Genomic DNA, 26,024 nt, shown 5'->3' on the forward strand with positions numbered 1-26,024 from the left:
CCGATTTATTTTCACTCTTGAGTGAGTTTTTATCATAGGTCTTTATATAAAAATAATGTGAAAAGATTCACATTTTAAAATTGACTAGAAGTGAAAACTTCTAGCCAATTGAAGCGCATAATTAATTACTCAACAATCAGTTGATCGTTTAAGTCGTTCGTTTCTTTTCTAGGTGTTTCGACTAACTTCTTATCTAATTTAGGAGAATTGGCGTGAATATAAATTATTTCACGCTCCTGTACTTTAGGATCTTCTCGTAGGCTTCTCATCAATGAAAAACACATAATTCCTAACAGAATTGAGATAGGGAAACCCGCAATGATACAAGCTGTTTTTATAGCTGTTAGTCCGCCAGCAAGTAGTAATCCTCCACCAATTAAGGGAATGATAATACTCCAGATCAGCCGAATTCCGATTGAAGGATCTGTTGCTCCATAAGAATCCAAGAAACAAAGAACTAATATTCCAGAGTTTACTAAGGTAATGACATGAATTGCTAAGAGTAAGCAAAGTAATGCACTGAGAATAATTTTAGTATCGGAGCTTGGTGCGAGATGATCAAAGAACACGAATACCGCTCGTGCGGGATCTTGTTTGGTTGCCTCGGTGATAGTAAGTTCATGAGCTGGAACTTTATCAACTGATACAGTGGAAGGGGTATTCGTAACAATTGTAGAGGTTGTTGGCTGGTGAGTAGTTTTCTCTATTTTCAGTGCTGCTCCGCCAAATGCAGCTATCCAAAGAAATGTAAGGAGAGTGGGGGCGGCAAGTGAGCCTAGGATAACTTGCCGAATGGTACGTCCTTTTGATATTCGAGCAATAAATAATCCTACAAATGGTGCCCAAGTCATCCACCAAGGCCAATAATAAGCTGTCCATGAGTTCTGCCAACCAGAATCTTTTTGCGCATCACTCCATAAGCTCATACCAACAATGTTTTGTAGATAGTCACCAATACCTTCAAAAAATGTATTTAAAATATAATGCGTCGAACCAATAAAGATAATGATAAATACTAAAAGGTAAGAAAGAACCATATTACCTTCAGCAATAAATTTAAATCCTTTACTGATGGCAGATAATAGAGAAATAGTTGCTAGTGCACAAAGTACTAACACTAGGATTAATTGGATTTTCACATCCATATTAATTCCGAAAGTATGATTAAGACCCGTATTTAGCTCTAGAATTCCCATACTTAATGATTGTGAAATACCAAAAGCAGTAATGACAATTGTTAATGTATCGACGATATCTCCAATTGGGCCATATATTTTTTTACCAATCAAAGGGTATAAAATTGAGCGCATTGCGAAGGGTAAATCTTTACGATAGGAAAAATAGCCAAGCGCAACTGCGACTAAACAAAATAATCCCCAAGGATGTAAGCCCCAATGGAAAAATGTCAATTGCATTGCCATACGGGCAGATTCATCAGATAACCCAGGTGTAAAAGGGTTACTAGCATAATGACTAATTGGTTCAGCTACAGACCAAAACATCAGCCCAATACCCATGCCACAAGAAAAAAGCATACATATCCAAGCCAAATTACTATATTCAGGCTTTTCGTTATCTTTTCCTAATTTGATTTGCCCAAAGCGGCTCATACATAAGTAAAGAAGAAATACTAATAGGCTTGTAGCTAGCAATAAGAGATACCATTTTGCATTCTGCAATAAAACATTGGAGATGAGTTGAAAGTACTCGCCAGCCTGTTTTTCCTTAAAAATACAGAATGCAATGAAAACAAATAGTAATAGCTTAGAGGCAATCGTAACTGTGGGATTAAGTCCTTTGAGGACTCCTGTTGTTGTACGCATAACTACTCCTTTGTTGCGTTGCATTTAGCTAAAAACTATTAGCTGTTATGTGCAAATCATACAGGGTAGTTAGGAGGATAGAGTTTACTCAACCTACTTATTCTCAAGGGTTAATGAGTTTTTCTCATGGATGTATTTTTGTGGATGAGCTGAATCCATGATTCATTACAAAAACTCATACTTGCCTAGCTAAAAAGTCGTTTGTCACTTTTGTTCTCGTTTTACACAATCTCAATTAAGCAGCACTGGGTGCTAACGAATAGTTAATGCCAACGCAGGGAGCACTGCGTTATTCAAAATAAATGGAGATTGCCAGATGAATAGTCGAGTAAGCCAGCAACTAATTACAGTTCAGCAAGTAGACAATGTTTTAAATCCAATTACAGAATCAAATGGTATGCCTAATTTAGCATATACCAGTAACGAATATTTTAATTTTGAACGTGACAATATCTTAAGTAAAACTTGGGTATGTGTAGGTTTTGCTTCTGATTTACCTAAAAAGAGCTATGTGAAACCTGTTAATTTCATGGGTATGCCTCTTGTAATGATGCGTAATCGTGAAGGGGAAGTCCAAGTTTTCCATAACGTTTGTAGCCATCGCGGTATGATTTTGGTGCAACAAGAAGGCTCGATTGAAGGTGTAATTCGTTGCCAATACCATTCTTGGAGTTATGATTTAAACGGTAACTTAAAAGGTACTCCACATGTTGGTGGCATTAACCAGCATAAAGATGAACGCTTTAAATGTGAAAAACATGGCTTAAAAGCACTCCGTTCTGCGATCTGGATGGATATGGTCTTTGTAAATATCTCTGGTGATGCACCAGCTTTCGAAGATCATATTGCACCATTAGTAGAGCGTTGGAAGCCTTTCCTTGGTGAAAACGGTTTAGAGCTTATTCGCAGTAGCAAAATAGGTTCAACTTTTGAGTTACCTGTAAAAAGTAACTGGAAACTTACAGTTGAAAATTACTGCGAAGCTTATCACTTACCTTGGGTACACCCAGCGCTAAATACCTATTCAAAACTTGAAGATCATTACAACATTATGTTCGAAGATCGCTTCGCTGGTCAGGGTAGTTATAAATATAACTTGTCAGCTACAGCGGGTACACATTTGCCAAAATTCCCAAGCTGGCCGGAAGACCAATTGCGTCATGCGGAATATGTCGCTGTTTTCCCGAACGTATTATTAGGAATTCAAGCTGATCATGCATTTGCAATGATGATTGACCCAATTGCTCCAGAGCAAACTATTGAAAAATTACGTTTGTATTACGTGAGTGATGAATCATTAGATCCTAAATATGATGCATGTCGTGAAGCAACTCTAGAATCATGGAAAGTTGTATTTGCTGAAGATGTATTTGCGGTTGAAACCATGCAAAAAGGCCGTCATTCACCTGGTTTTGGCGGAGGCGTTTTCTCTCCTGAAATGGATTTGCCAACACACTTCTTCCAAAAATGGTTAGCAAGCCAAGCTAAAAAAGCATTGGAGGCTTAATATGCAACATTACCTCAACTATGTTGATGGACAATGGCGAGATGCTTCTCGCCAATTGGAAATTATCAACCCAGCAACAGATACTGTTTTTGCAACAGTAGCTCGTGCAAGTATTGAAGATGCTGATGCTGCAATGGCTGCAGCTAGACGTTGTGTGAATAGTGGTGCATTAACTGATGTACGCCCTGCACAACGTACAACTTGGATGTTAAAAGCAGCAGAAGCTATTCGTGAAATTGCTGACGAAGGCGCATTAATTCTTTGCCGTGAAAACGGTAAGAATGTTGATACGGCACGTGAAGAATTCGATGAAGCAGCGCGCTATTTCGAATACTACGCGGGTATGGCAGATAAAATTGAAGGAATCTCAGTACCTCTAGGTAAAGATTATGTAGATTTCACATCTTACATTCCAATGGGTGTATCGGTTCAAATTGTACCGTGGAACTTCCCGGTATCCATTTGTGCTCGCTCGCTTGCACCTGCTTTAGCAGCTGGCAATGCGGTCGTAATTAAGTCACCTGAAGTTTCTCCTTTAGGAATGGTTTTACTCATTAAAGCGATTGAGAAAGCTGGTTTTCCACAAGGTGCAGTGAACTTACTGTGTGGTAAAGGGTCAGAAGTTGGAACCCATCTGGTTAAACACCAAGATACGAACCAGATTGTATTTACTGGCTCTGTACCAACAGGCCAACGCATTTTGAAAGATGCGGCTGAACGTGCAACACCTTCTGTAATGGAGTTAGGCGGTAAGTCTGCTGCAATCGCTTTTGCAGATGTTGATCTAGAGCAGTTACTACGTAGCGTTAAAGTTGGAATTTTTTATAACTCAGGGCAAGTCTGCTCAGCAATGTCTCGGTTATTAGTACATCGTAGTCGTTATGAAGAAGTTAAGGCTGCTGTCGTTAATCTGGCAGAAAGCCTGACGGTGGGTATTGGCGAAAATAATGCGGAACTTACACCTGTTGTCTCTAAAGATCAGCAGCAACAAATTCTTGCCATGATTGATAAGGCGCGTGAAGAAGGTGCAAAAGTTCTAACGGGCGGTAAAGTAGCAGATCTAGAAGGTTACTTCGTCCTGCCAACGATTATTGAAGCAAAAGATGACATGTCGATTGCTCAAGAAGAAGTTTTTGGTCCTGTCATGGTGATCATGCCTTTTGATGATGAAGACCAAGCAGTTGCAATCGCAAATGGTACGGACTTTGGCCTTGTAGCTGGTGTATTTGGTGAAAATCTGAATCAAACACTTCGAGTAGCAAATCGTCTTATTGCAGGCCAAGTATTTGTTAATGAATGGTTTGCTGGCGGAATCGAAACACCATTTGGTGGTGTGGGCTTATCTGGTTTTGGTCGCGAAAAAGGGCAGGAAGCCATCTACAGTTATGTTCAAACTCGCAATATCGGTATTCGTTTGAAGCATAGCGTGTAATTTGTAAGAAATAAGGAAATAGACAAGATGAGAAAGTGGTTATGTATTGTCTGTGGCTGGATCTATGATGAAGCTAAAGGCTGGCCTGATGATGGGATAGCACCAGGAACGAAATGGGAAGATATCCCTGATGACTGGATGTGTCCAGAGTGTCAAGTGGGTAAAGCTGATTTTGAAATGCTCGATATCACAGATGTTGAAGAGCACGAAATTCCTCAAGTGGCAGCAGCTGCAGTGATTGAACCCGTTGTGATTATTGGTAGCGGTCATGCCGGCTATCAAGTGGCTTCAACTTTACGTACACAATCTCCAGACTTGTCTATTACTGTATTTACAGCTGATGATGGTGCCTTATATAGCAAACCAGCTTTATCTAATGCTTTAGCATTAGGTAAAGACGGTGAAAGTTTAGTCCGTGAGACCGCTCTTAGTTGGGAACAGCGCTTAAATATTCGTGTTTATCCACATACAAAAGTGACTTATATTGATCGGGCTAATAAAAAGCTTCAAACCACAATTGGTGATTATCCTTACGGTAGACTTGTACTTGCTACAGGCGCAACGCCAGTTATCATTCCTATTGATGGTGATTCTACGGCAACATTAAGCGTAAATGATCTAGCGGATTATCGCCGTTTCCGTCAGCAATTATCAGATAAACAACATGTCACAATTCTTGGGGATGGTCTCATTGGTTGTGAGTTCGCTAATGATTTAGCTGCACATGGCGTCAAAGTTACAGTTGTTGGACTAGGTAAATGGGCGATGGAACGTCTTATTCCAGAACCTTTAGGCCATGCTTTACAAAATGCTCTAAGTGAGTTAGGCGTAGAGTGGAAATTACAAAATAGTATCCGTTCTATTCAATCAGCTAATGGTCGTTACCAATTAACTCTCCAAGATGGTCAATCCGTTGAAACTGACTTGGTATTAAGTGCAGTCGGTTTACGACCAAATATTGCACTTGCTCAAGCCGCTGGTCTAGAAACAGCACGCGGAATCTGTACGGGATTAGATCACCGCAGTAGCGATCCAGCAATTTTTGCTTTAGGTGATTGTGCAGAAGTGAACGGTCAGTGGTCACCTTATATCAATCCAATCACTCAAGCATTACCAGCTTTGGTGAATAACCTTTTAGGTCAGTCAACTGCTGCGGATTTGAAATCAACACCAGTTTTAGTAAAAACTCCAATTTTGCCGTTATCAGTCTTACCTGCAATGGGGACAGGTGAGTGGAGAATGGAAAAGCATGACGGAGAGTTAGCTGCGGGTTTCTACAATGAACAAGGCAAGTTAACAGGCTTTGCGTTACTCGGACGTCAATTACAACATCATCGTACTGAGTGGCTTGAAAAACTAGATTCATGTTCATCCTCAGTTTAAGTTAAGGGAATAACAAAATGATTGCTTTACCAAATGATGATAGTACTTGTGGCTGGTATGCGGCATTGCCGCCAGCGGGTCCTGCTAAAAAGTTAATCGGTCCACAAAAAGCAGACTATGCCATTATTGGAGCGGGTTTCGCAGGATTAGCCGCAGCCCGTAGATTGGCAGAACTCAAGCCAAATGCCTGTATTATTCTAGTGGATGCTCAGCGTGTGGCTGAAGGTGCCTCAGGTCGTAATTCAGGGTTTGTAATTGATTTACCCCATAAATTTGCATTATCACATCCAGATCCTTCGCATAAGCAAAAGTTGTTAAGTCTAAACCGATCTGCAATTGCACAATTACAAGGTTTAGTAGAGCGCCATAATATTGATTGTCAGTGGTCGGCAGCAGGTAAATATCAAGGTGCAGTAGGTGAAAGAGGTGAAGCTCATCTCAATCATTTTGAACACTTGATGAAAGATTTAGGTGAACCATATCGTTGGGTTGAAAAGGCCGAGCTGAAAAAAGTATTAGGGACAGATTTTTATAGTCGTGCAATTTTTACCCCAGGTTCTTACTTAATGCAACCAGCAGCCTTAGTAAGAGGTATGGGGGATAATTTACCAGCTAATGTTGAATTATTAGAGCAATCACCAATCCGTGATTTAAAAAGAAATAATAATCAATGGGTATTAGAAGGTGATCATGGCCTGATCACCACGCCTAAGGTACTTCTAGCAACAAGTATTTTTACGCGTGAATTTGGATATTTGAAAAATCGCCTATTACCCGTCATGACCTTTGCGAGTTGGACACGCCCTCTGACAGACCAAGAAATGAATATTTATCTTGGTGAGTTGGATTGGGGACTAACACCAGCAGATCATGCTGGAACTACATTACGTATGACAGCAGATCGTCGTATCCTGATCCGTAATACTTATAAACATGTACCGAAATACGGTGCCAATGTCAGTGATGATAATCGTCACTGGATACAGGCAGATCATCGTAAAGCCTTTTTAGCACGTTATCCAGAGTTAGCTGATGTGCCATTTACTCATACTTGGGGCGGTGTTTACGCGATTTCTCGTAACTTTACGAATTTCTTCGGTGAATTAGAAGATGGTGTTTATGCAAGTGCTTGTGACAATGGTGTTGGAGCAGCTTGGGGAACAATTTCAGGAACACTTTTAGCTGATTTGGTTGTAGGCGCAGACTCTCAAGCACTAAGTGATATTCAATTTGTGACGGGTATGCCAAGTCTAAATCCACCTGAACCATTTTTAGGTCTTGGAGTGAAGACTCGTATTCGATTTGAAAAGTGGCGTAGTCGTAGTGAATTGTAAGGTAAAAGATGATGAGTGAAGTTCGTTTAGTTGATAGTAAACAATTGATTTTTAACCTACGTGGTGAAACTCCTGATGGGATGGCATATGTTGCTAGAGCGTTAGGTGCAGATGTTTCACCGAATATGGGAATCGGATTTGCGCGTTGGGAAGGTGCTGAAGTTAGCTGGAAATTACTTTATGACGAAGTTATTTTCGTTATTGAAGGCTGTTTTGAACTAACCGCAAATGGTCAAAAATATGAGGTTCGCCCTGGACAAATGTTATGGATTCCTGAGGGAACTGACTTAATTTATGGTGGTCATGCATTGTTTGGTTATGTAGTACATCCTGGTAATTGGAAAGAAATACACGGGATTGAATAAAACTATCCATCCACTTTTAAACAGAGCACAAAGTGGATGGACTTTTTCATGAGTACTTAGGTTCAACGGCAATCTACATAAAAGTTTAAAAATTATTAATTTCAGGAACCTTTCCTGAATAGGAAATTGCGTCTGAAAAAAACAAGTAGAGAGTAGGATTAGCTCTTTGCAAATATTGATTTAACAAGGAGTTGTATATGAGAAAAGTTTTTTTGAAGCTTGGATTGAGCTTAGCGTCTATAAGTTTGGCATGCCCTGCATTGGCAGGTTTAACTTTAGGAGATGCCAAGAGTGAAACAGGGGCTTTAACTATTTCAGGTGCTTTACGCGCTAATTATCAAGATAAGAATTATGGTGAGGATGCATCTGATCATAAAATTCAATTTGATGCAGCAATTTTAAGATTAGGTTATGAATCACCAGACTGGTTCGGAAAAGTCGAATATCGCTGCTATCAATACGATACATTTTGCGACTTTTCAACTTTGGTATATGGATATGCGGGATATCATTTAAACTCAACGGATAATATCACTGTGGGTGTACAACCGATTCCATTTGGACCAGGTCGTTTTTGGGATACTAGCTTTTATGCTGGTATTAACAACACCATGGGTTTACAGGACGCTTCAAATTTAGGGGCAAATTATCACTTTGAATTACCGTCTGCCACTAAAATTGATTTAGCATATTTTGCAACTGATGGCGGTAATTATCATGGAGAAAGCAAAGATTCTGCTAGATATACTGCCAATGTAGTCAAATCTTCTGATCCATTAAAAACGAATCTTAATGAAAAAAATATGTGGATGGCAAGGGTAGATCAAGATCTTAAATTTCTAAGTACAGATGATCTGAAAGTATCAGTAGGAGGAAGTTACTGGTACTCAGAGATTGAAAATAAGAAAACCTCAGCTGATGGCTCAAGAAATACATGGGCACTATTTAATCGTATTAATTATAAAAATTTAAATGTTGTCGTCACTGGTGGAAGACAATCAATTAACAATAAGGATGCTTTAAGTCCAGATAGCTCTACTTTTGGATCTTTTGACGGAGAATATGATCTTGCTAACAAAGGTTATTTCTACACAGTCGATACAAGTTACGTATTTAAAAATGTACGTGATTCACTGAATGTTACGCCGTACATCGTTTTTAGTGGTTTTAATAAGAAAGAAGATGGCTTTGATAACTCACAACGTAATATTGTTGGGGTCGCTTGGGACTATAAAAGTGTTTCTTTATATACCGAATATTTAATGAGTAAAAATGATCCGTTTGTTGGAGGAACGGGTAGCTCCCTAGCAGTAGGTGATGATGGAAAGTGGAATAAGTTATTAAATCTAATGCTGGTTTATAACTTTTAAACGATATCAAAAAAACTTAATAATTTACAGTTCAGGAAGTTTTTTAACTTCCTGAACTTGTTAAGGATAACAAAAAATGTCTTCACCATACCTCAGTACTTTTATTCTATTTTTTTCGTTACTCAATCCTTTCCTCATGAGTATCTATATGATCGGTTTAATACGACATACAGAAACGAAAGTTTTTAATAAAGCTTTAATTCAAGGCAGTCTTATTGCGTATGTTGTTTTTCTACTCTTTGCTTGGGGTGGAGAAGCAATTTTTAATAAATATTTAAATGTAAGATTTGAATCATTTCTTATTTTTGGAGGGCTAATTTTTCTAGTAATAGGGTATCGGTATGTATTTCAGGGGGCCGATACGATTGGAGAAATGAGAGGGGCTCCTGAACATTTGGCTGGAACTATTGCAATGCCATTTATGATTGGACCTGGCACGATTAGTGCTGCTGTAGTCACTGGAATGCATATGTCAATTTTAGAGGCAGCTGCAATTATAGCTTTAGTACTACTTTTAACGTGTAGTGTATTAATTCTTATGAAGTTTTCACATGATCACCTACGTTATAAACATGCAAAGTATATAGATCGTTATTTTGATATCGTAGGTCGTCTTGCTGCTTTAGTAATTGGAACAATAGCAGTCGACATGATAGTAACTGGTGTTTTAAGACTAATTTAAAAAGAGAGATAAAGCCAAAGTTCATCTTTGGCTTATTTATTTTAGATTGCTAATTTCGGGTGGTGAATTTGTTTCTTACGAGTAGAAAGCCAACAAATTAATGAGCCAAATGTTACGGTAATTGCGCCATACCAAAAATTATTAGATAACGTGGAATGTAAGACTATGACTGAAAATGCAGAAGAGAGCATAGGAGAAAAATAAGATAGGATGACTAAAAGTGGCATATTCCCTTTGATGATTCCAACATTCCAAGCCAGATAGCCCATCGCAAAAAAGAATGCATTGATCAGGATAAAAGTATAGCTTGTGAAATGAGTGACATGAGGAAAATGAAACCCTTGTGTAAAAAAGGTCAGAATCCATAAAGCGATTGCTGTCAGAATAAAGTATAAAGAAACAGCATTAGTACCATTACTATGTTTTTTGGTATATATACAATAAAAAGCCCAAAGTATTGAAGCCAAGAAAATTAGAATATAGCTAAGTGGATTTTTATAAAAGTTATCAATAAAGTTAAGATTTGGATGATAGTTAATCATAACAATTCCTGAAAAACTAATTAATATCCCGAAAATAGTTAAAAAGTTGATTTTTTCTTCTTTTAGTACCGCTAGCATTAAAATAATTAAGGTCGGCCATAAGCTAAAAATGATATTCATTTCAATCGACTTTTCAACTGATTTTGCTAATGTGATCGAAAAAGCAAAACATAATTCAAAGATTACAAAAAGTGAGCTAGAGATAATCAGAAATTTAGCAGACGTTTTTTTAAAGTCAGGTAAACCATAAGAAAAATATAAAAGAATGGCACTTAAAGTGTAGACATAAGTTACTGTATAAATTGGGCCAAAAATCTCTGTAGATAGCCTGAGTAGGCCAACTAAAGTTGACCAGAGTAATAAAGCTAAAATGCCCATACTAGTTGCAATCTGGCGGTTCATTTGTTTTGCCTGATTAAAATAATTTTAATATTAGTTTTTTAATAATTGTTTTTAAAGTTATATTCGCGTGATAATTTATCATGCAATAATGAGTTTTTATTATGGTTGGGTGAGTGTTAGTTCTTGAGTCTGTTTTTAGATAAAGTAATGATCATTACTCCAATAATATTAAGAATACATCCAATCCATTGAATAGAATTTAAGTGTTCATCTAAAAACAAAATAGCTAAAAAAATAGTTAAAACAGGGCCAACTGATGAAATAATTGATGATTGAGCTGCACCTAAATGCTCAATACTAAACACAAGCAAAAGGGTCGGGAGGACCGTTGCAAAGATGCCTAGCCCAACGCCATACCAGATTATACTAAGTGGTAAGGAAGTTAAGTGCTGAAGGGGATGAGGATTTATAGAGATAAAATGGATGAAAATACAGAGACAAGCTGCGGACAGTGATAGCCCAGTTAAATTTAAGGAGCCAAATTTTTTTATCAGTGATGGCGTTAGTAACAGATAACATGCAAATGCAACAGCGCTTGCAAAGACAAGGCTAGCGCCAAGCCAAAAGTCATGCTGATCTGTTAAGTTCTTTTGTTCTTGCAGCATAACTAGAACAGTACCCCCATAACTTAAAATTAATGCAATGATGACTTTAATATTAAGTTTTTGTTTGAAGATGATACTGGAGGCGATAACAGTTAATGTTGGATATAAGAAGAGAATAATCCTTTCCAAAGAAGCACTAATAAACATTAAGCCATAAAAGTCGAGCCAACTAGCGATGTAGTAACCAAGAGCACCAGTGAGAGTGAGTAGCAACCAATCTTTAAGCTTTACATTTTTAAGATGATGTCGACCAATCCAGCATATAAGTAAAAAGAATGGTAAAGCACTTGCCATTCTAATCACCATGAGTGTAGTTGCATCTAAAGTAGAGGTAATGGCATAAGCTTGTTTAATAAAAATAGCTTTAGTACTGAATAAAAAAGCTGATAAAAAGGCACTAACCGAACCTATCTGAAAGGATGAAAGTTTTAAGTTCATCAATTTTTTTCATTTGATTTTTGACATATTTGCTCATATTCAGCTTTTTTATAAGCTTCATAAGATGCTTTACTAATTACAACGGCAGACTCGCGCCCCCGACGTGTAATCTCAACTGGTTGTCCTGACACTGCTTGATCCATAATCATGGATAGTTGTGCTCTAGCATTAGAGTAATTCCAACTAATCATTTAAAAGTCCTTTTAGCTGTTTATTATCGGTTCAAAGATAAGAGAGACTATAGGATGAGTACAACGGATTTATTCTCAATGTTTAATGATTTTTTATCATAGATAACCAATCCCCTTTTTTTATCAACTTTTTTGTATGCACCAAAAAATCACACCTGAACGGCAAACGGCTAAAATTAAAATTCTAGAGTTTTAAGTGAGTTCTTTTATCTGTATTGTTAATGCGTTTAAGTAAAATTTTACCTATTCTGAAATGTATAAAAAGTAAGGGGACAAAATTGGGTAAATTTGATTTGTATTGAAAAAATAAAAGTTAAATAAAACATTGAGTTATTGGTTTATTTGGACTGCCGCCACCTCCGCCAAAATATTACCCGAGATCATTAGATCTGATATAAAAATACAAATCATAGGTTTACAACTAACTTAAATGAAATATTTAAAGTAAAAATTTTTATCGCTCATTAATTTGATTTATCGGATTAGCACAAGCGAGCCTGTGCAAGCCTTATTCACTGCTTTACGTCAATTTAGATGAAGCAGATGAGTTGTGGGGAATAATTATAATCAAACTTGATTGTATAGAGTTCACAATCATTCAATCATCATAAGCGCTCATCGAAAGGAGGTTTTTTTTGCAGAATTTTACTAATTTCCTTGAATCAAATTATGATTAATAAAAGATTAACAATAATTACAAAAAAGAAATAATTTGCAATTTAAGTTAATAATTTTATTGAAGATAATTTTTTCACTATAACAAAATGGAAGGTAGAGTAATGCCTCAATATTTACGTATTGCTGATAACATTTATAGGCGTTTTGAAGCTGAGGGGGAAATTTAAATCCCCACTTCAAGAATACTTGAATTTAATTGTTAAACAATTGCGTGAAGATATTAGAGATACTAATTTGAAAGTGATGTATCACTACATTGATTTTGTGGATGGATTCCAAGAAATACCAACCAAAAATCATATCAATATTGATGTTGGCTTAATCCCTAGTTATACAAATAAAGAAGAATTTATCCTTTGGTTGGCAGGCTTTATTGAAAAAAATACGGAAGGTGGTATTAAGAAAATTCCACCAAAATTTGCAGATATACCACCTGATATTAATTTTGGTTCGGATATATTGAAAGCTATGATAAGTTTTACAAAGGCAAAATCATCAGATGACATCACCGCTTACTTTAATAGCCAAGATTTTAGAGACCAGAATCCAGACTAAGTAAGCATGTATTTTAGCAAACCGCCAGATGTGGCGGTTTCTTATTAAATTGAACAGAGAAATTTATTACAAAGAATGAATTATGAATTATAACTTTAGCTATAAGATTAAAGCGAAAACCCAGTTACAGGTGAGGTGATAGTGCTATTAGCTGAGACGAATCATAGAGTTGTAGCATTTTTTGATCATAAAAAGGAATGGCATTTCCTAAAAGACGCTGCAAGCACAATATCTTGTACAGATGATCATTCGAAAAATGATAAAAAGCCAAAGTATTAGGATATTTTGTAAAACTCTATTTTGGCCAATTAACTCTTTATAAGCCAATTTTCTGAGTGTATTTCGGTAGATCACGTTCCTCTATCGTAGAAGTTATTTGCGAGGCTTTTAAATTTGGATGATAAACCGTAATTCCTAACTTAGTGGATTGTTTAGCTGTACATATGCATACGCAGTGATTTAGATGGGTAAATTATTATTGACCGTGAAGGAATGTATTTTAAAGCAAGTGAAATAGATCCTAGTAAAAGTCCACTTACAACTGGCAGAGTTACATTATTGGTGAAAAGACTTATTGCTTTTGGCTCTGCGCTGATTTGTCTTATGCAGAAACAACACCATTAGTAAATAATTACTTAGCTCAAAAATATGAGTAGCTTTCTTAAACTAAGGACTTGGTAAGCAAAGCCCACAATTTAGTTGAGTTTTTTATAGACAAATTAGAATTAAAAATTCGACTTTTTTTGATGGAATTGATTAAAAAAACAATTAAAAAAGCCCCTCATATCTGAGAGACTAGTCATATCAATTTTAGTGAATGAATGGTTGTAATTTCTTAAATAACTAAACAAATCAAATTGATAAAAGTAGTTAATAGGAGAGTAAATCAGTGCACTAATTTATTCTTTATAGTCACAGAGCCTCAAAATTGCTTCTTCGGCGCTGTTAATAAGAAATTATTTGTTATTAGGATCAGGTTGTTCATTATTCTCAGGCACATCTTTTATAGTGCCTGGGACTTGTGAAGGTTGAGAGTCAGTAGGGGAATTTACTTCTGTATGCTCATTTGATTGAGCTTTGATGACATTGGCATGGTCAGTTGTATTTTGAGAAAAACTTTTAAAACCTGACATTTTTATCTTCTTATCTTCACTAGGGAGAACTCATAGTACAGTTTAAAACCCCTTACATTGCGGTAGTTTTAAGACTTATGTGTATTGATATGTCTTAGAAAAGATGTTTATGTCGACGACTTATTTCATAAATAAAATCAATTATATATAACCTATTGACTCTTATCTTTTAAATCTTGAAACTGCACTATCCAAATTTCAAGTAGGGGTACATAAAGCATACATAAATAAAATTCCCGTTGTATTTAATTGAAATATTGTAAAAATTAATTAATTCTAATTGTCTTCAAAATATTGATAGTATAAAAATTTGGTTAAGCATAGTATGTATGATTAAATTGGAGCATATTAATGCTAAAAGACATTACAATTATTGATTTCCATGGTAAAGAAAAAAGAGCACAGGCGCACTACACAGAAGTAAATACTACTAAAATCAATCATTCAGCGAGAGTTCAGAAACCTAACGTTGAATATATCCTGTTAAAAGGTGAATTTATTTTTCCTACTCTAGATTTAGTTTTCAATAGCTCCGATGGCAATAGCTATTATATAGAATAAACATGACCCACTTCGGTGGGTTTTTAATGGGTGATATTTATGAATATAGCCAGATACTTCCAATTTATAAGAAAAGGTCAGCATAAAACAAAGCCATGTAATATGCCTTTGCCGAAGGCTAAATAAAATTATTTTGAGGTTTGGCAGCTTTAAAAGAAAGAATTATCGGATCACGGAGTAGGTTTTAAAAATAAATTCCAGCTTATCCATACAAACATAAGTGGTTCGATTTTCGTATTGTGAAATTACGATTGCTTATCGAAATTGAGGGTAGATCTTCAATAATGAGATCTGCTTAAAAGATGGTGAAACAAACGAATCTGCAACTAAAATTAACGACCATTTTTGCCTGATAAAGGTGGGATTATATATTACAAAGATGGCGTAAAGTTAACGTCATTTCTTGTTGATCATGGATATGTTGAGCCAGCTTATGGATTCCACGTTGATTATGCAGGACATTCTGTTGTGCTTTCTGGCTATACAATCTATTCATCAAATTTAGTTAAGCGAGCAAAAGGTGTGGATTTATTGGTATATTGCTTATCGATTGGTAGTTGATAGTTAGAAAAAGCTCACCCTGAATACGTTCAACATTTCTATTCATATTTAGAAAATACCGAAAAACTAGGTCAAGTTCTGAAGGAGGATAAACCTAAAGATGCAGTAATTCTACATATATCATTGTATAGTAAAGGAAATGTTGGTAGGGCAAGCGGAAAAAATACTTTCAAGACTATGCGATAGTTACAAAGGTTAGTTTACATTAGGACAAGGCCTAATGACTTTTGTTATTAAAAAATGGAATGACAAGAATTCAATATGACTCAAATATTAGCCAATACGGAACAGTTAAATAGAAAAATTAACAATTGAATTTCAAGTTAAGTTTTTGCTCATTCACTCCTCCTATGAAGTTTTGAATATGTATAATAATCCATTAAGGAGGGCTATTTCTTACAATAAATGGCTTTGATGCCATCAATAATATGTTCATATCTTAATAATGTATATTGAGTATTTTTTTCAAAGAATTCCCAGAATTCGATAATTGGGTTAGAAAATTCTTGCTGTGTGAAGTCCTTTTGAATTTCAAGTTGTTTTTTTATTATCTTAAAACTTGTCAACATATCAGTTCCTTATTTTGTTCGGAACCATACTAGCGTAAACTTGAGTAAATAGGTGTTTAAACTCTTAAATATAGATAAATACTCTATAAATTGATTTTATTTCCCATATATTTAATATTAAGCTTGCTTATTAAGGTTAAAGAGCCTATAAAGCTAACTCGTCGGTGCGGGATGGAGCAGTCTGGTAGCTCGTCGGGCTCATAACCCGAAGGTCGTTGGTTCAAATCCAGCTCCCGCTACCAACCGACTAAATTAATTTGCTCTATGATGTATTTAAAGTTGCTATTCTGGAAAGAACAAATAGCAATTAAAATTAGCTTATATAATCCTAAATAAAGCTAAATATTATTCAATTCTAGAAATTCAGTTATTTTTTATCTGTCTAGCGTTATGGTAAATAAAATCAATCATTTGAGCTCTCAAAAGAGTGATTTGGTGTTAAAAATTATTAATGATTGGCGCGTAGCCAAAGCCAGTAATGGTAATGAAATTTGTGTGAAAATTATCCCACTTAAGCGTCAACAAAATACGTTGAATGGTTCTAAATGGGTAGAAGTAGGAAAAAAGATACTTTTAGATTCTGGCCAAGAGATTGATTTTAATTTAGATGGTAATAGTTTCTATACTGATATTAATCAGCTTTATCGATTGATATAGATAATTCACACAATCGTAGTGTCTTTTTAATAAAGATTAATTGGATTGAATTAAGATGAAAGTTTGGATTGATCCATAAATAAACAAGGTTTAAAAGGTTTAAAATATGTCTAATAAAGCTACTGGTACTGTTAAGTGGTTTAACGAAACTAAAGGTTTTGGTTTTATTCAAGCCGACTCTGGTGAAGATTTATTCGCTCATTTCAGCGAAATTCAAAGCAGTGGCTTCAAAGTTTTGAACGAAGGTCAACGTGTTTCCTATGTGCCTGGACAAGGTAAAAAAGGACCACAAGCAACACTTATCACTGCTATTTAATTAGTTTAGAACAGTGAAAGCCCACTTTATGTGGGCTTTTTTATTTTCTAATAAAATTAAACTATTGGCTAGTATGGCAATTAAAAAAATTAATATAGGCTTTTCTCACCAATGGGGCGAGTTTTAAATCTACGATGGAACCACATATATTGTGTAGGATACATTTTTATCTGATTCTCAATCACTAAATTGACACGTGTTGCATCTTCTATTTCATTGGAACTTGGAAAATTTTCTAAAGCTGGCTCTAGTAAAATATGGTATTGAGGATTCCGAATATCTCCATCACGATAAAAATACAAAGGAATTGCTACTGCTTTGGTTATTTTAATTAACCTTCTATGCGCCGTTACAGTCGCTGCCTGCACACCAAAGAATGGGGCCATTACACCTTGTTTAAGTCCAAAGTCTTGATCTGGGCTATACTAGATGGCATGTCCATGCTTTAGATTTGATATCAATCCTTTCATATCATCTTTAGAAATCTGATTTTGATAAATTGTAGCTCTACATCGATTAATGAGCATATCTAAGAGGGGGGTATTTTGAGGGCGATAAACTACATCAAGATCGAAAAAAGAGCTGCAAACATAACCGCCTGCATCTAATAAAGTGGTGTGTGTGCCTAAGAGTAAAATCCCTTTTCCTTCAGCATTTTTAAGATGATCTAATCCGTGGATATGCATCCGATTATCAAACCAGCGGGGACTATACCAAGCATTCAATGCTTCAAATAATCCCAACATCATATTAAAAAATACCTGTTTCCCAACTGTCTGGATTTGCTGTTCACTTTTTTCAGGAAAGCATAGCTCTAGATTTCTAATAGTCGTTTTACGTCTAGATTTGAGAGCTTTCCAAGCTAGTTTTGATAGGCTTTTTGCAAGCCGCCATTGGATGGCCCAAGGAAGAATTGCAAATATCATTAAAAGAATTATAGCTATCCATATATCCCAATATTTTGGTAATAAAAATGACCAGTGAAACCTTCCTGCCTTAAATTTCCGTTTATACGACATAGCGGCTGTTTCTTAAGAAAAACTGATCAGCCTAACATAAATGAATTAATTTTATTGATTTATGCAATATTAATTTACTGTATGAAGATTATCCCTGCGAACAGTTTTTTGCTTAATGTATCCCGACTCATCGACTAATTTTGATTGGGTACAAAGCAGGGACCAATTCCAATTTTTTCTTTGCACATTTCTGATGAACAAATTCCATAGCCTTCATCAGCCTTTTTCTTTTCTACTTCATAAAAATCCGTTAGTAGGTCAGATGAGTGACGACTCTTAGGACAGTGAAACGATAAAGCGATTACTTTAGTCAGACATATGGATGAATAGAGAAAGGTGACAGATTTTTATCAAGAGGCACGGGTCAATTTATAGAATTTTGAACGGCCTCTTACATTAGTATTACTGTATGCACCTTGTTTACCCAAATATCAAAAAAATGGGACTTCTGGATAAATTACCTACTTTTATTAAGCGGTAGCCTTTGCTAATGATGGCTAATTAATCATTAAGTTTGACTGTAGATATTAGGCTGGGGACGATCATATTGGCTTTCGTGAAATGTAGCTACATGAAAGTATCTTTACTTGGTATTCATTAAATTGCTTAGATTTTATTAGTAAATAGCAACTATTAATATTTTCTGCAAAGAGCTTATAAGAAGAATAAATTTATGAAAAGTACTAATTTGGTGCATTTCATTTTTAAAAGTGCACTCACAATAATCTAAAAATCATTATTTTAGTATTACGAATATGAAAAATCGTATTACTTTTTGGCATGTCTTTTGCTTCATAACAAGATAGATAAAGTTATCTAGGGTTCCGATGTATCCGCATGGAGACATGACTGGTCCGAGAGATAACGGTTCGACAGAACTACACGGAGGGATAAAAGCCCGGGAGGTCAGGCATATTGCCATAACGAGGTTAAGTATCCGCAAGGGGGGTTGTTATGAATCAATCGTTCTATCACGACAATAAAATACTGTGGCAAGAAACATTGCCTGGTGGGCATCATTGGTCTGGTCGTATTCAACGTGGGGCAGTTTTACAGCTTGAGGCGTTGGGACAACAGGCCAATGTGTCTTTGTTCTGTGTCAATGCTGATGACAAACTTGAGCGTTTTAATATGCCCGATAGTCTAAAAGCACAACATACCGCTTTTCTTTCGACAGGGCATGTTTTGTATTCTGACCTTGGCCGTGTGATGGCCTCCATTGTTCAAGATGAACATGGCTGGAATGATGTGTTTTGTGGTCCGAGTACCGCACAGCACATTGCACAACATTTTGGCAAAAAAAACTTTCAGGATGCGCGTAATGACATGCATCAAAATGGTTTGGATAGCTTATTGGTGGAATTGACCAAGTTTGGTCTAGGCCAAGCCGATTTGAGTGCGACGGTAAATTTATTTTCAAAAGTCCAGCCTGATGATCATGGACGATTAAGCTACATCACAGACGATAATCAAAATCAAAAGATTGAACTGCGCTTTGAAATGGATTGTTTGGTGTTTCTTTCTGCGGCACCGCATCCACTCGACTCATCCACACAGTATCAACCCACCGATATCCAACTTCGCCTATTCAAAGCCAATGCGTTAACTGAACAAGATGTTTGTCGGGATTCATGTGCTCAAAATCAACGTGGTTTTGCCAATAACACACGCTATTACGCATTGTCGAATTAAGGTGGGGAGCAAGAAAATGACAGCATCAGTAAAAATTGAACAGATTGTTTTAGACGAAATTTGTCTTGCAGGCGAAGCATGGATGGGCGAAGTGAAGCAAGGTCAGTATTTCCGGATTATTGATCTGGAAGGGAACCAAGCAGTTGATACCTTGTTTCTCAGCGCTAACAATGCCGAAGAACGTTATAGCGCAACCGATACCTTGGCACAAAATCAGCAGCTTTATCTGGAAAAAGGCACGACATTATTCAGTAATTTTGCCCGTCCCATTGCCACGATTGTCGATGACAATTGCGGCAGACATGACACTTTGGGCGGTGCATGTTCATGCGAAAGTAATACGGTACGTTATGCACATGATAAATATTCAATGCACAGTTGCCGCAACAATTTTATGTACGCCTTGGCACAACATCCGATTGCCAAAAAGCATCAGCTTAATGTTCGTCATATTGGCCCCAATATTAACTTTTTTATGAATGTGCCTGTGACTGCAGACGGCCATTTAAAGTTTGAAGATGGGGTCTCTGCACCAGGTAAATATGTTGAGATCAAGGCCGAAATGGATTTGATCGTGCTGATTTCAAATTGTCCGCAATTGAATAATCCGTGCAATGCCTATAATCCGACCAAAATCCAGCTTGTTATACGTGACGCGTGAGGTGACATAATGTTTAAAAAAGTACTCATTGCCAATCGTGGTGCGATTGCCTGTCGTGTCATTCGTAGTTTAAAGAAACTTGGGATTCAATCTGTTGCGGTTTATTCCGAAGCGGATCGGGATTCCTTACACGTCAGTTTAGCTGATGAAGCGATTTTTATTGGTGATTCAGCTGCACAGCAAAGCTATCTTAATATTGAAAAAATTCTGGCTGCAGCACAGCATACTGGGGCCGAAGCGATTCATCCTGGTTATGGTTTTTTATCGGAAAATGCCGCATTTTGTGATTTGTGCGAGCAACAGGGGATTGCCTTTATTGGTCCGACCTCACAGCAAATGCGTGATTTTGGTCTAAAACATACCGCACGAGCATTGGCGATTCAGAACCATGTGCCTTTACTACCAGGCAGTCAGTTGCTCATCGACTTGGATGATGCCCTGATTCAGGCTGATCAAATTGGCTATCCCGTGATGCTGAAAAGCACCGCAGGCGGTGGTGGTATTGGTATGCGTCTGGTGTGGAGCGAACAGGAATTAAAAGAAGCCTATCAAACTGTTTCCTATCTGGCGCAAGCCAATTTTAAAGATGCCGGATTGTATCTGGAAAAGTTTGTCGAAAATGCCCGTCATATTGAGGTACAGATTTTTGGAGACGGTCAGGGCCATGTCATTGCACTCGGTGAGCGTGATTGTTCCGTACAACGCCGTAACCAAAAGGTGATCGAGGAAACACCTGCACCACATTTGAATGAAGAGCAACGTAGGTATATTCAACAGGTCGCCATTCAACTGATGCAGTCAGTGCAGTATCGTTCCGCGGGTACAGTTGAATTTGTGATGGATACCGACACACAACAGTTTTACTTTCTGGAAGTGAATACACGCTTGCAAGTGGAACATGGAGTGACGGAACAGGTTTATGGTGTTGATCTGGTTGAGTGGATGGTGACCTTGGCCAGCGGGGATTGGCAAGCACCGCAACAGATTGCGCCACCCAAAGGTCATTCGATTCAAGTACGTTTATATGCCGAAGATCCGATAAAAAACTTTCAACCTAGTGCGGGCTTATTGACCAGTGTCAAATTTGACCCTCAATCACGGGTGGAAACGTGGGTAGAAACAGGCTCGAATGTTTCTTCATTCTATGACCCGATGATTGCAAAAATTATTGTCACGGCGACAGATCGTGAGCAGGCGATTGCTGCCATGCAAAATAGCCTAAGTAATACGGAAATTGCAGGGATTGAAACCAATCTCGAGTACTTACAGGAAATTATCAGTGGAGAGGTGTTTCAGCAAGGCACACAGACCACGCGTTTCTTGAATCATTTTGAATGGAAAACCCAGAAAATAGAGGTGTTGCAAGCAGGGATTCAAACTGCAGTGCAAGATGTAACAGGGCGTTTGGGTTATTGGGATGTCGGTGTTCCGCCCTCAGGCGCGATGGATGCATTGAGCTTGAATGTAGCCAACCAATTGTTGGGCAATGCGTTTAACAGTTCTGGACTAGAATGTACTTTACTTGGGCCGACTTTAAAATTTCATTGTGATAGTCAGATTGCCATCACTGGTGGTGAGATGGAGGTCAGTCTGGATGGTCTACCGGTTGCGATGTGGTCAAGCATTAATGTTCGTAAAGGTCAGGTGTTAAAATGCGGTCGTATCAGTACGGGTTGCCGTAGTTATATTGGGATTAAACATGGATTAAATCTGCCTGCTTATTTGGGCAGCTTAGCCACGTTTACCTTGGGACAATTTGGTGGTCATGCAGGGCGTAATTTACTGATTGGCGATATGTTGCCCATCACTGAGGCGAAAATAGAGCAAACAGTTGCGTTAAAATCTGAACAAATCCCAAGCTTTAAAACTGAATGGGAAATCGCGGTCATGTATGGCCCGCATGGTGCACCTGATTTCTTTACGCCGAATGATGTTGCCATGTTTTTTGATCAAGACTGGGAGATTCATTTTAACTCGAGTCGTACCGGTATCCGCTTGATTGGACCGAAGCCTGAATGGGCACGGATTGATGGTGGCGAAGCAGGCTTACATCCATCGAATATCCATGACAATGCCTATGCGATTGGTGCAATTGATTTCACTGGGGATATGCCGATTATTTTAGGGCCTGATGGCCCGAGTTTAGGCGGCTTCGTTTGTCCTGCGGTGGTGATTAACTCAGAGTTATGGAAATTAGGACAGCTCAAAGCAGGCGATAAAGTCAGATTTATTCCTGTTAGTTATGCACAGGCGCAACAGTTAGAACAACGCTATCAATCGGCCTTGCAGGATGAAACCACATCACAGGTTAATTTTGAACCGATATTCAAAGCTGAGCCTATTACTTTAAAAAATGCTGTGTTGGCGACTTTGGATCAAGGCGCGGATAAACCGAAGGTGAGCTATCGTCCCGCAGGAAACCAATATCTGTTAGTCGAATATGGTGAACTGGTCTTAGATCTCAATTTACGTTTTCGTATTCATGCCTTGATGCAATGGGTGCAGCAACAAAATATTCAGGGCATCATTGATCTGACCCCAGGCATTCGTTCATTACAGATTCATTATGATTCAACGGCTCTAGAGCAACTGGATTTACTGCGCTTGTTACAGGTTGCTGAAAGTGAATTACCTGATATTGAAAATATGCAGGTACCGTCTAGAACTGTGTATTTGCCTCTAGCTTGGGAAGATTCACAAACGCAGCTTGCAACCGAAAAATATACCCAATTGGTTCGTCCAGATGCGCCGTGGTGCCCTGATAATATCGAGTTCATTCGCCGTATTAATGGGCTTGCATCGAAGCAAGCAGTAAAAGACGTGGTCTATGACACGGCTTATTTAGTGATGGGTTTGGGTGATGTTTATCTGGGCGCACCTGTTGCCACACCGTTAGACCCAAGACATCGTTTAGTCACCACCAAATATAACCCTGCACGAACCTGGACACCGGAGAATGCGGTTGGAATTGGCGGGGCTTATATGTGTGTTTATGGGATGGAAGGGCCGGGTGGTTATCAGTTTGTAGGACGTACCACACAGGTGTGGAGTCGTTATCGTCAAAATCCGAATTTTGAACCGCACAAGCCGTGGTTGCTTAGATTCTTTGACCAGATCCGTTTTTATGAAGTGTCTGAGTCTGAGCTGTTGGAAATGCGGGAAGACTTTAAAGCAGGGCGTTTGCAACTGCGGATCGAAGAAGGGGTGCTGAATCTCAAAGACTACAATGCTTTTCTAAAAGACAATGAAAGCAGTATTCAGGCTTTTAAACAGGTTCAACAAAGTAATTTTGAAGAAGAACGCCGTCGCTGGCATGAAGCAGGCTTGGCTGAATATGTTTCTGAAAGTATGGATGCAGTACTGGATGATTCAGAAATAATTGTTCCGAGTGGTGGCATGATCGTGGAGTCACATATGCCAGGATCGGTCTGGAAAATTGAATGTACTGTGGGAGATATTATCGAAGAAGGTGAAACCTTGGCGGTAATTGAAGCAATGAAAATTGAAATCCCAATCCTTGCACCTGCAAAAATGAAAGTCGACAGTATCTTGATTGATAAAGCACAAACGGTAAAAACAGGACAGGCATTATTCACGCTTGCACCTGCCATCTAGTAATCAAAATCCGTGATGCAGAAAAAGCCCTATGATGAAACATAGGGCTTTTTTTTGTGCATTTATTCAGCAATTGACACGGGTTTTTCTACTTTATTTGGCTAAAAAACTGGCATAGATACTGCATTAAAATATTACGAATTATAAATTTTGTATTACTAAAACTGAGGTGGTTATGAAAACGCAATCAATCCTAATTCAGTATTTCAAAGTTGCAGCGCGCTGTTTTGCCAATTTACTGAGCGTCCGAGCAGGTCTGTATGTAAAGCAAAACCAAGTTTCTAAACAGTAGTCTGATCATTATGAATGCTCGTCCTAAACTGACTCGAATCAGTATTACTGTCCCTGAAAAGACGGTTGAAGCCTTAGATCAAACCATTGTCGAAGAGCATTATGAAAGTCGCTCTCAGGCAATTGTCGACATGATCAACAAGCATCTAATTGCTGAACAGGCACAGCAAAATGCAGTCATGGTCGGCACACTAACATTGTTGTATGACGCCAGTTGTATGCCGTTGCGTATGCAGCTGTTGGATTTACAGCAAAAATTTTTAGAACAGGTGATCAGTTCATTACATATTCAACTGGATCAACAAAAAATATTGGAAGTCATGCTGTTACAAGGTGGCAGTAATGACCTTAAACAGATTAGTCAGCAATTTACCGCCTTAAAAGGGGTGATTAAAGGGCATCTGGAACTCATGGATGCCGTGATGCCACCCTTACAGCAAAACGAGTAGGGCACAACGGCATCAGGATTGTCGCTGAACACCTGATTTAGATGTTCTCAGGCTAAGATTTTCAAAAAAGATATGGGGTGATTATGAAGCAAGCAATAGCAATGTTATCTGTTTCAGTGCTGTTCGGGCTGGTGCTTAGCGCGTGTGATAATTCGGCCAAAGTGCCAACGGCGGAAAAAGCAACCGAGGCCAAAGAGCTAACGACAACCACGCCTATTACAATTGGGTATAGTGATTGGCCGGGTTGGGTGGCTTGGCAAGTGGCGATTGAAAAAGGTTGGCTCAAAGATGCAGGTTTAAATGTTGAATTTAAATGGTTTGATTATTCAGCCTCAATTTCTGCTTTTGCTGCCAATCAACTCGATGCGGTGTTTATTACCAATGGCGATAATTTGGTGAATGCCTCGGGCGGGAGCAAGGGCATGATCATTATGGTGACGGATTATTCTGCGGGCAATGATGTGATTATTGCCAAGAATGGCATCAACAGCATTCAGGATTTAAAAGGCAAATCCATAGCAACAGAAAAGGGCTTGGTCGATCACCTGTTATTATCGACGGCTTTGACCGATGCTAAGATTCCATTCTCAGATATTAAACTGGTCAATTCAGTAACCAATGAACTTCCTCAAGTGTTTGGCAGTCAGGATATTGCTGCGATTGCAGTATGGCAACCCGTTGCCAATCAAGCGTTAAAAGCAGTGGCGGGTTCCAAGATTATTTATAGTTCCAAAGATAAGCCAGGTTTGATCTATGATACGCTTGCGGTGAATCCAACTCATTTATCGGCGCATCAGGAGGATTGGAAAAAGCTGATCCAAGTGTGGGATAAAACGGTGAAGTATATCCAAGATCCTGCAACCCATGCAGATGCGGTAAAAATCATGGCCAACCGTGTCGGTGTCGATCCTCAACAATATGAGCAATTTATTGGGGGAACGCATTTACTGGATATCGCAGCGAATAAGAAAGTGTTCCAGAAGGGAACAGGCTTTGATTCGATTTATGGTTCGACCTATCACGTCAATCAATTCAATGTCAGTAATGGCATTTATAAAACTGCAGTCGATGTAGATGGCTTGATTTATCCAGCTTTGGTGGATGAGTTGAAATAGATATTTTCTGGTATAAAAAATCGTTCTTAATGAGCGATTTTTTTATATTCTTAGATTCTCAATCAGCAGGACGATTGT

22 protein-coding genes, 1 tRNA gene, 3 pseudogenes and 1 riboswitch are annotated in these 26,024 nt (G+C 37.9%); of the genes and pseudogenes, 18 read left to right on the forward strand and 8 right to left on the reverse strand.

Annotated elements, in window-relative coordinates:
* Window positions 1-125: 125 nt before the first annotated feature.
* The gene (locus tag F887_RS13095; RefSeq protein WP_005292333.1) at window positions 126-1,823 is read right to left on the reverse strand and encodes a BCCT family transporter; all 1,698 of its coding nucleotides are present in this window, start codon (window positions 1,821-1,823) and stop codon (window positions 126-128) included.
* Window positions 1,824-2,139: 316 nt separating this feature from the next.
* Between F887_RS13095 and F887_RS13090 the strand changes: the two genes are divergently transcribed.
* The 8 genes and pseudogenes from F887_RS13090 (at window position 2,140) to F887_RS13060 (ending at window position 9,896) form a co-directional block, all read left to right on the forward strand.
* Window positions 2,140-3,330, forward strand: a complete 1,191-nt coding sequence (locus F887_RS13090) for an aromatic ring-hydroxylating oxygenase subunit alpha (RefSeq protein ID WP_005292335.1) — start codon at window positions 2,140-2,142, stop codon at window positions 3,328-3,330.
* A 1-nt stretch (window position 3,331) separates the two neighbouring features.
* Complete coding sequence (locus tag F887_RS13085) at window positions 3,332-4,762, forward strand: aldehyde dehydrogenase family protein (RefSeq protein WP_005292337.1); 1,431 nt, start codon at window positions 3,332-3,334, stop codon at window positions 4,760-4,762.
* 27 nt (window positions 4,763-4,789) lie between these two features.
* Window positions 4,790-4,951, forward strand: a pseudogene (locus F887_RS18760) (rubredoxin); the annotation flags it as partial.
* Window positions 4,940-6,145 (forward strand): NAD(P)/FAD-dependent oxidoreductase, encoded by a 1,206-nt coding sequence (locus tag F887_RS13080; RefSeq protein ID WP_228129834.1) that lies wholly within the window; start codon window positions 4,940-4,942, stop codon window positions 6,143-6,145. The pseudogene F887_RS18760 and the gene F887_RS13080, both read left to right, overlap by 12 nt.
* Before the next feature lie 17 nt (window positions 6,146-6,162).
* Window positions 6,163-7,479 (forward strand): NAD(P)/FAD-dependent oxidoreductase, encoded by a 1,317-nt coding sequence (locus F887_RS13075; protein ID WP_005292341.1) that lies wholly within the window; start codon window positions 6,163-6,165, stop codon window positions 7,477-7,479.
* 11 nt (window positions 7,480-7,490) lie between these two features.
* Window positions 7,491-7,844, forward strand: a complete 354-nt coding sequence (locus F887_RS13070; protein ID WP_005256454.1) for a cupin domain-containing protein — start codon at window positions 7,491-7,493, stop codon at window positions 7,842-7,844.
* A gap of 197 nt (window positions 7,845-8,041) precedes the next feature.
* A complete protein-coding gene (locus F887_RS13065; protein WP_005292345.1) occupies window positions 8,042-9,214 on the forward strand; it encodes a TonB-dependent receptor in 1,173 nt (390 codons plus the stop codon).
* 76 nt (window positions 9,215-9,290) lie between these two features.
* Entirely contained in the window at window positions 9,291-9,896 is a 606-nt protein-coding gene (locus F887_RS13060) for a MarC family protein (protein ID WP_005292348.1), read from the forward strand.
* A 41-nt stretch (window positions 9,897-9,937) separates the two neighbouring features.
* Here F887_RS13060 and yddG read toward each other — a convergent pair whose 3' ends face one another.
* From yddG to F887_RS13045, 3 genes are all read right to left on the reverse strand, one after another.
* Window positions 9,938-10,840 carry an aromatic amino acid DMT transporter YddG gene (yddG, locus tag F887_RS13055; RefSeq protein WP_005292350.1) on the reverse strand — a complete coding sequence of 301 codons (903 nt, stop codon included), beginning with the start codon at window positions 10,838-10,840 and terminating at the stop codon, window positions 9,938-9,940.
* Between the two features lie 116 nt (window positions 10,841-10,956).
* Entirely contained in the window at window positions 10,957-11,883 is a 927-nt protein-coding gene (locus F887_RS13050; protein WP_005292352.1) for a DMT family transporter, read from the reverse strand.
* Entirely contained in the window at window positions 11,883-12,074 is a 192-nt protein-coding gene (locus tag F887_RS13045) for a type II toxin-antitoxin system Phd/YefM family antitoxin (protein WP_005256459.1), read from the reverse strand. The genes F887_RS13050 and F887_RS13045 overlap by 1 nt, the downstream gene beginning before the upstream one ends.
* A gap of 885 nt (window positions 12,075-12,959) precedes the next feature.
* Here F887_RS13045 and F887_RS0117910 point away from each other — a divergent pair.
* The gene (locus F887_RS0117910) at window positions 12,960-13,307 is read left to right on the forward strand and encodes a hypothetical protein (RefSeq protein ID WP_416201959.1); all 348 of its coding nucleotides are present in this window, start codon (window positions 12,960-12,962) and stop codon (window positions 13,305-13,307) included.
* 956 nt (window positions 13,308-14,263) lie between these two features.
* On the opposite strand, the gene F887_RS18610 is transcribed toward F887_RS0117910, so the two are convergent.
* Window positions 14,264-14,440, reverse strand: coding sequence for a hypothetical protein (locus F887_RS18610; RefSeq protein WP_005292357.1), 177 nt, complete (start codon window positions 14,438-14,440; stop codon window positions 14,264-14,266).
* A 351-nt stretch (window positions 14,441-14,791) separates the two neighbouring features.
* Here F887_RS18610 and F887_RS13040 point away from each other — a divergent pair, with 351 nt between their 5' ends.
* Window positions 14,792-15,001, forward strand: a complete 210-nt coding sequence (locus F887_RS13040; RefSeq protein ID WP_005292359.1) for a hypothetical protein — start codon at window positions 14,792-14,794, stop codon at window positions 14,999-15,001.
* A gap of 950 nt (window positions 15,002-15,951) precedes the next feature.
* Here the strand turns inward: F887_RS13040 and F887_RS18925 are convergent.
* On the reverse strand, window positions 15,952-16,131 hold the full coding sequence (locus tag F887_RS18925; protein ID WP_005292361.1) for a hypothetical protein: 180 nt from the start codon (window positions 16,129-16,131) through the stop codon (window positions 15,952-15,954).
* Between the two features lie 165 nt (window positions 16,132-16,296).
* Between F887_RS18925 and F887_RS13030 the strand changes: the two genes are divergently transcribed.
* The 3 genes from F887_RS13030 (at window position 16,297) to F887_RS13020 (ending at window position 17,104) form a co-directional block, all read left to right on the forward strand.
* Window positions 16,297-16,373: transfer RNA gene (locus F887_RS13030), tRNA-Met, on the forward strand.
* A 148-nt stretch (window positions 16,374-16,521) separates the two neighbouring features.
* A complete protein-coding gene (locus tag F887_RS13025) occupies window positions 16,522-16,788 on the forward strand; it encodes a hypothetical protein (protein WP_005292363.1) in 267 nt (88 codons plus the stop codon).
* Between the two features lie 106 nt (window positions 16,789-16,894).
* Window positions 16,895-17,104: a cold-shock protein gene (locus tag F887_RS13020; RefSeq protein ID WP_005292365.1), complete on the forward strand. Its 210-nt coding sequence runs from the start codon at window positions 16,895-16,897 to the stop codon at window positions 17,102-17,104.
* An 89-nt stretch (window positions 17,105-17,193) separates the two neighbouring features.
* Here the strand turns inward: F887_RS13020 and F887_RS0117915 are convergent.
* Together F887_RS0117915 and F887_RS18930 are read right to left on the reverse strand one after the other, a co-directional pair.
* A pseudogene (locus tag F887_RS0117915) lies at window positions 17,194-18,123 on the reverse strand (lauroyl acyltransferase).
* A gap of 137 nt (window positions 18,124-18,260) precedes the next feature.
* Window positions 18,261-18,404: pseudogene (locus F887_RS18930) on the reverse strand (DNA polymerase V subunit UmuC); the annotation flags it as partial.
* Window positions 18,405-18,928: 524 nt separating this feature from the next.
* A riboswitch (guanidine-I (ykkC/yxkD leader) is annotated at window positions 18,929-19,030 on the forward strand.
* 47 nt (window positions 19,031-19,077) lie between these two features.
* On the opposite strand from F887_RS18930, the gene F887_RS13015 reads away from it, so the two are divergent.
* The 5 genes from F887_RS13015 to F887_RS12995 all read left to right on the forward strand — a co-directional run bounded on the left by F887_RS13015 (window position 19,078) and on the right by F887_RS12995 (window position 25,946).
* Window positions 19,078-19,815, forward strand: coding sequence for an urea amidolyase associated protein UAAP1 (locus F887_RS13015; protein WP_005292371.1), 738 nt, complete (start codon window positions 19,078-19,080; stop codon window positions 19,813-19,815).
* A 16-nt stretch (window positions 19,816-19,831) separates the two neighbouring features.
* Window positions 19,832-20,476 (forward strand): urea amidolyase associated protein UAAP2, encoded by a 645-nt coding sequence (locus F887_RS13010; RefSeq protein WP_005292373.1) that lies wholly within the window; start codon window positions 19,832-19,834, stop codon window positions 20,474-20,476.
* A gap of 9 nt (window positions 20,477-20,485) precedes the next feature.
* Window positions 20,486-24,091 carry an urea carboxylase gene (uca, locus tag F887_RS13005; RefSeq protein ID WP_005292375.1) on the forward strand — a complete coding sequence of 1,202 codons (3,606 nt, stop codon included), beginning with the start codon at window positions 20,486-20,488 and terminating at the stop codon, window positions 24,089-24,091.
* A 302-nt stretch (window positions 24,092-24,393) separates the two neighbouring features.
* Complete coding sequence (locus F887_RS13000) at window positions 24,394-24,831, forward strand: CopG family ribbon-helix-helix protein (protein WP_004654007.1); 438 nt, start codon at window positions 24,394-24,396, stop codon at window positions 24,829-24,831.
* A gap of 83 nt (window positions 24,832-24,914) precedes the next feature.
* Entirely contained in the window at window positions 24,915-25,946 is a 1,032-nt protein-coding gene (locus F887_RS12995; RefSeq protein WP_005292380.1) for an ABC transporter substrate-binding protein, read from the forward strand.
* Window positions 25,947-26,024 lie beyond the last annotated feature (78 nt).

Source organism: Acinetobacter sp. NIPH 2100, assembly GCF_000369805.1.
GTDB lineage: Bacteria > Pseudomonadota > Gammaproteobacteria > Pseudomonadales > Moraxellaceae > Acinetobacter.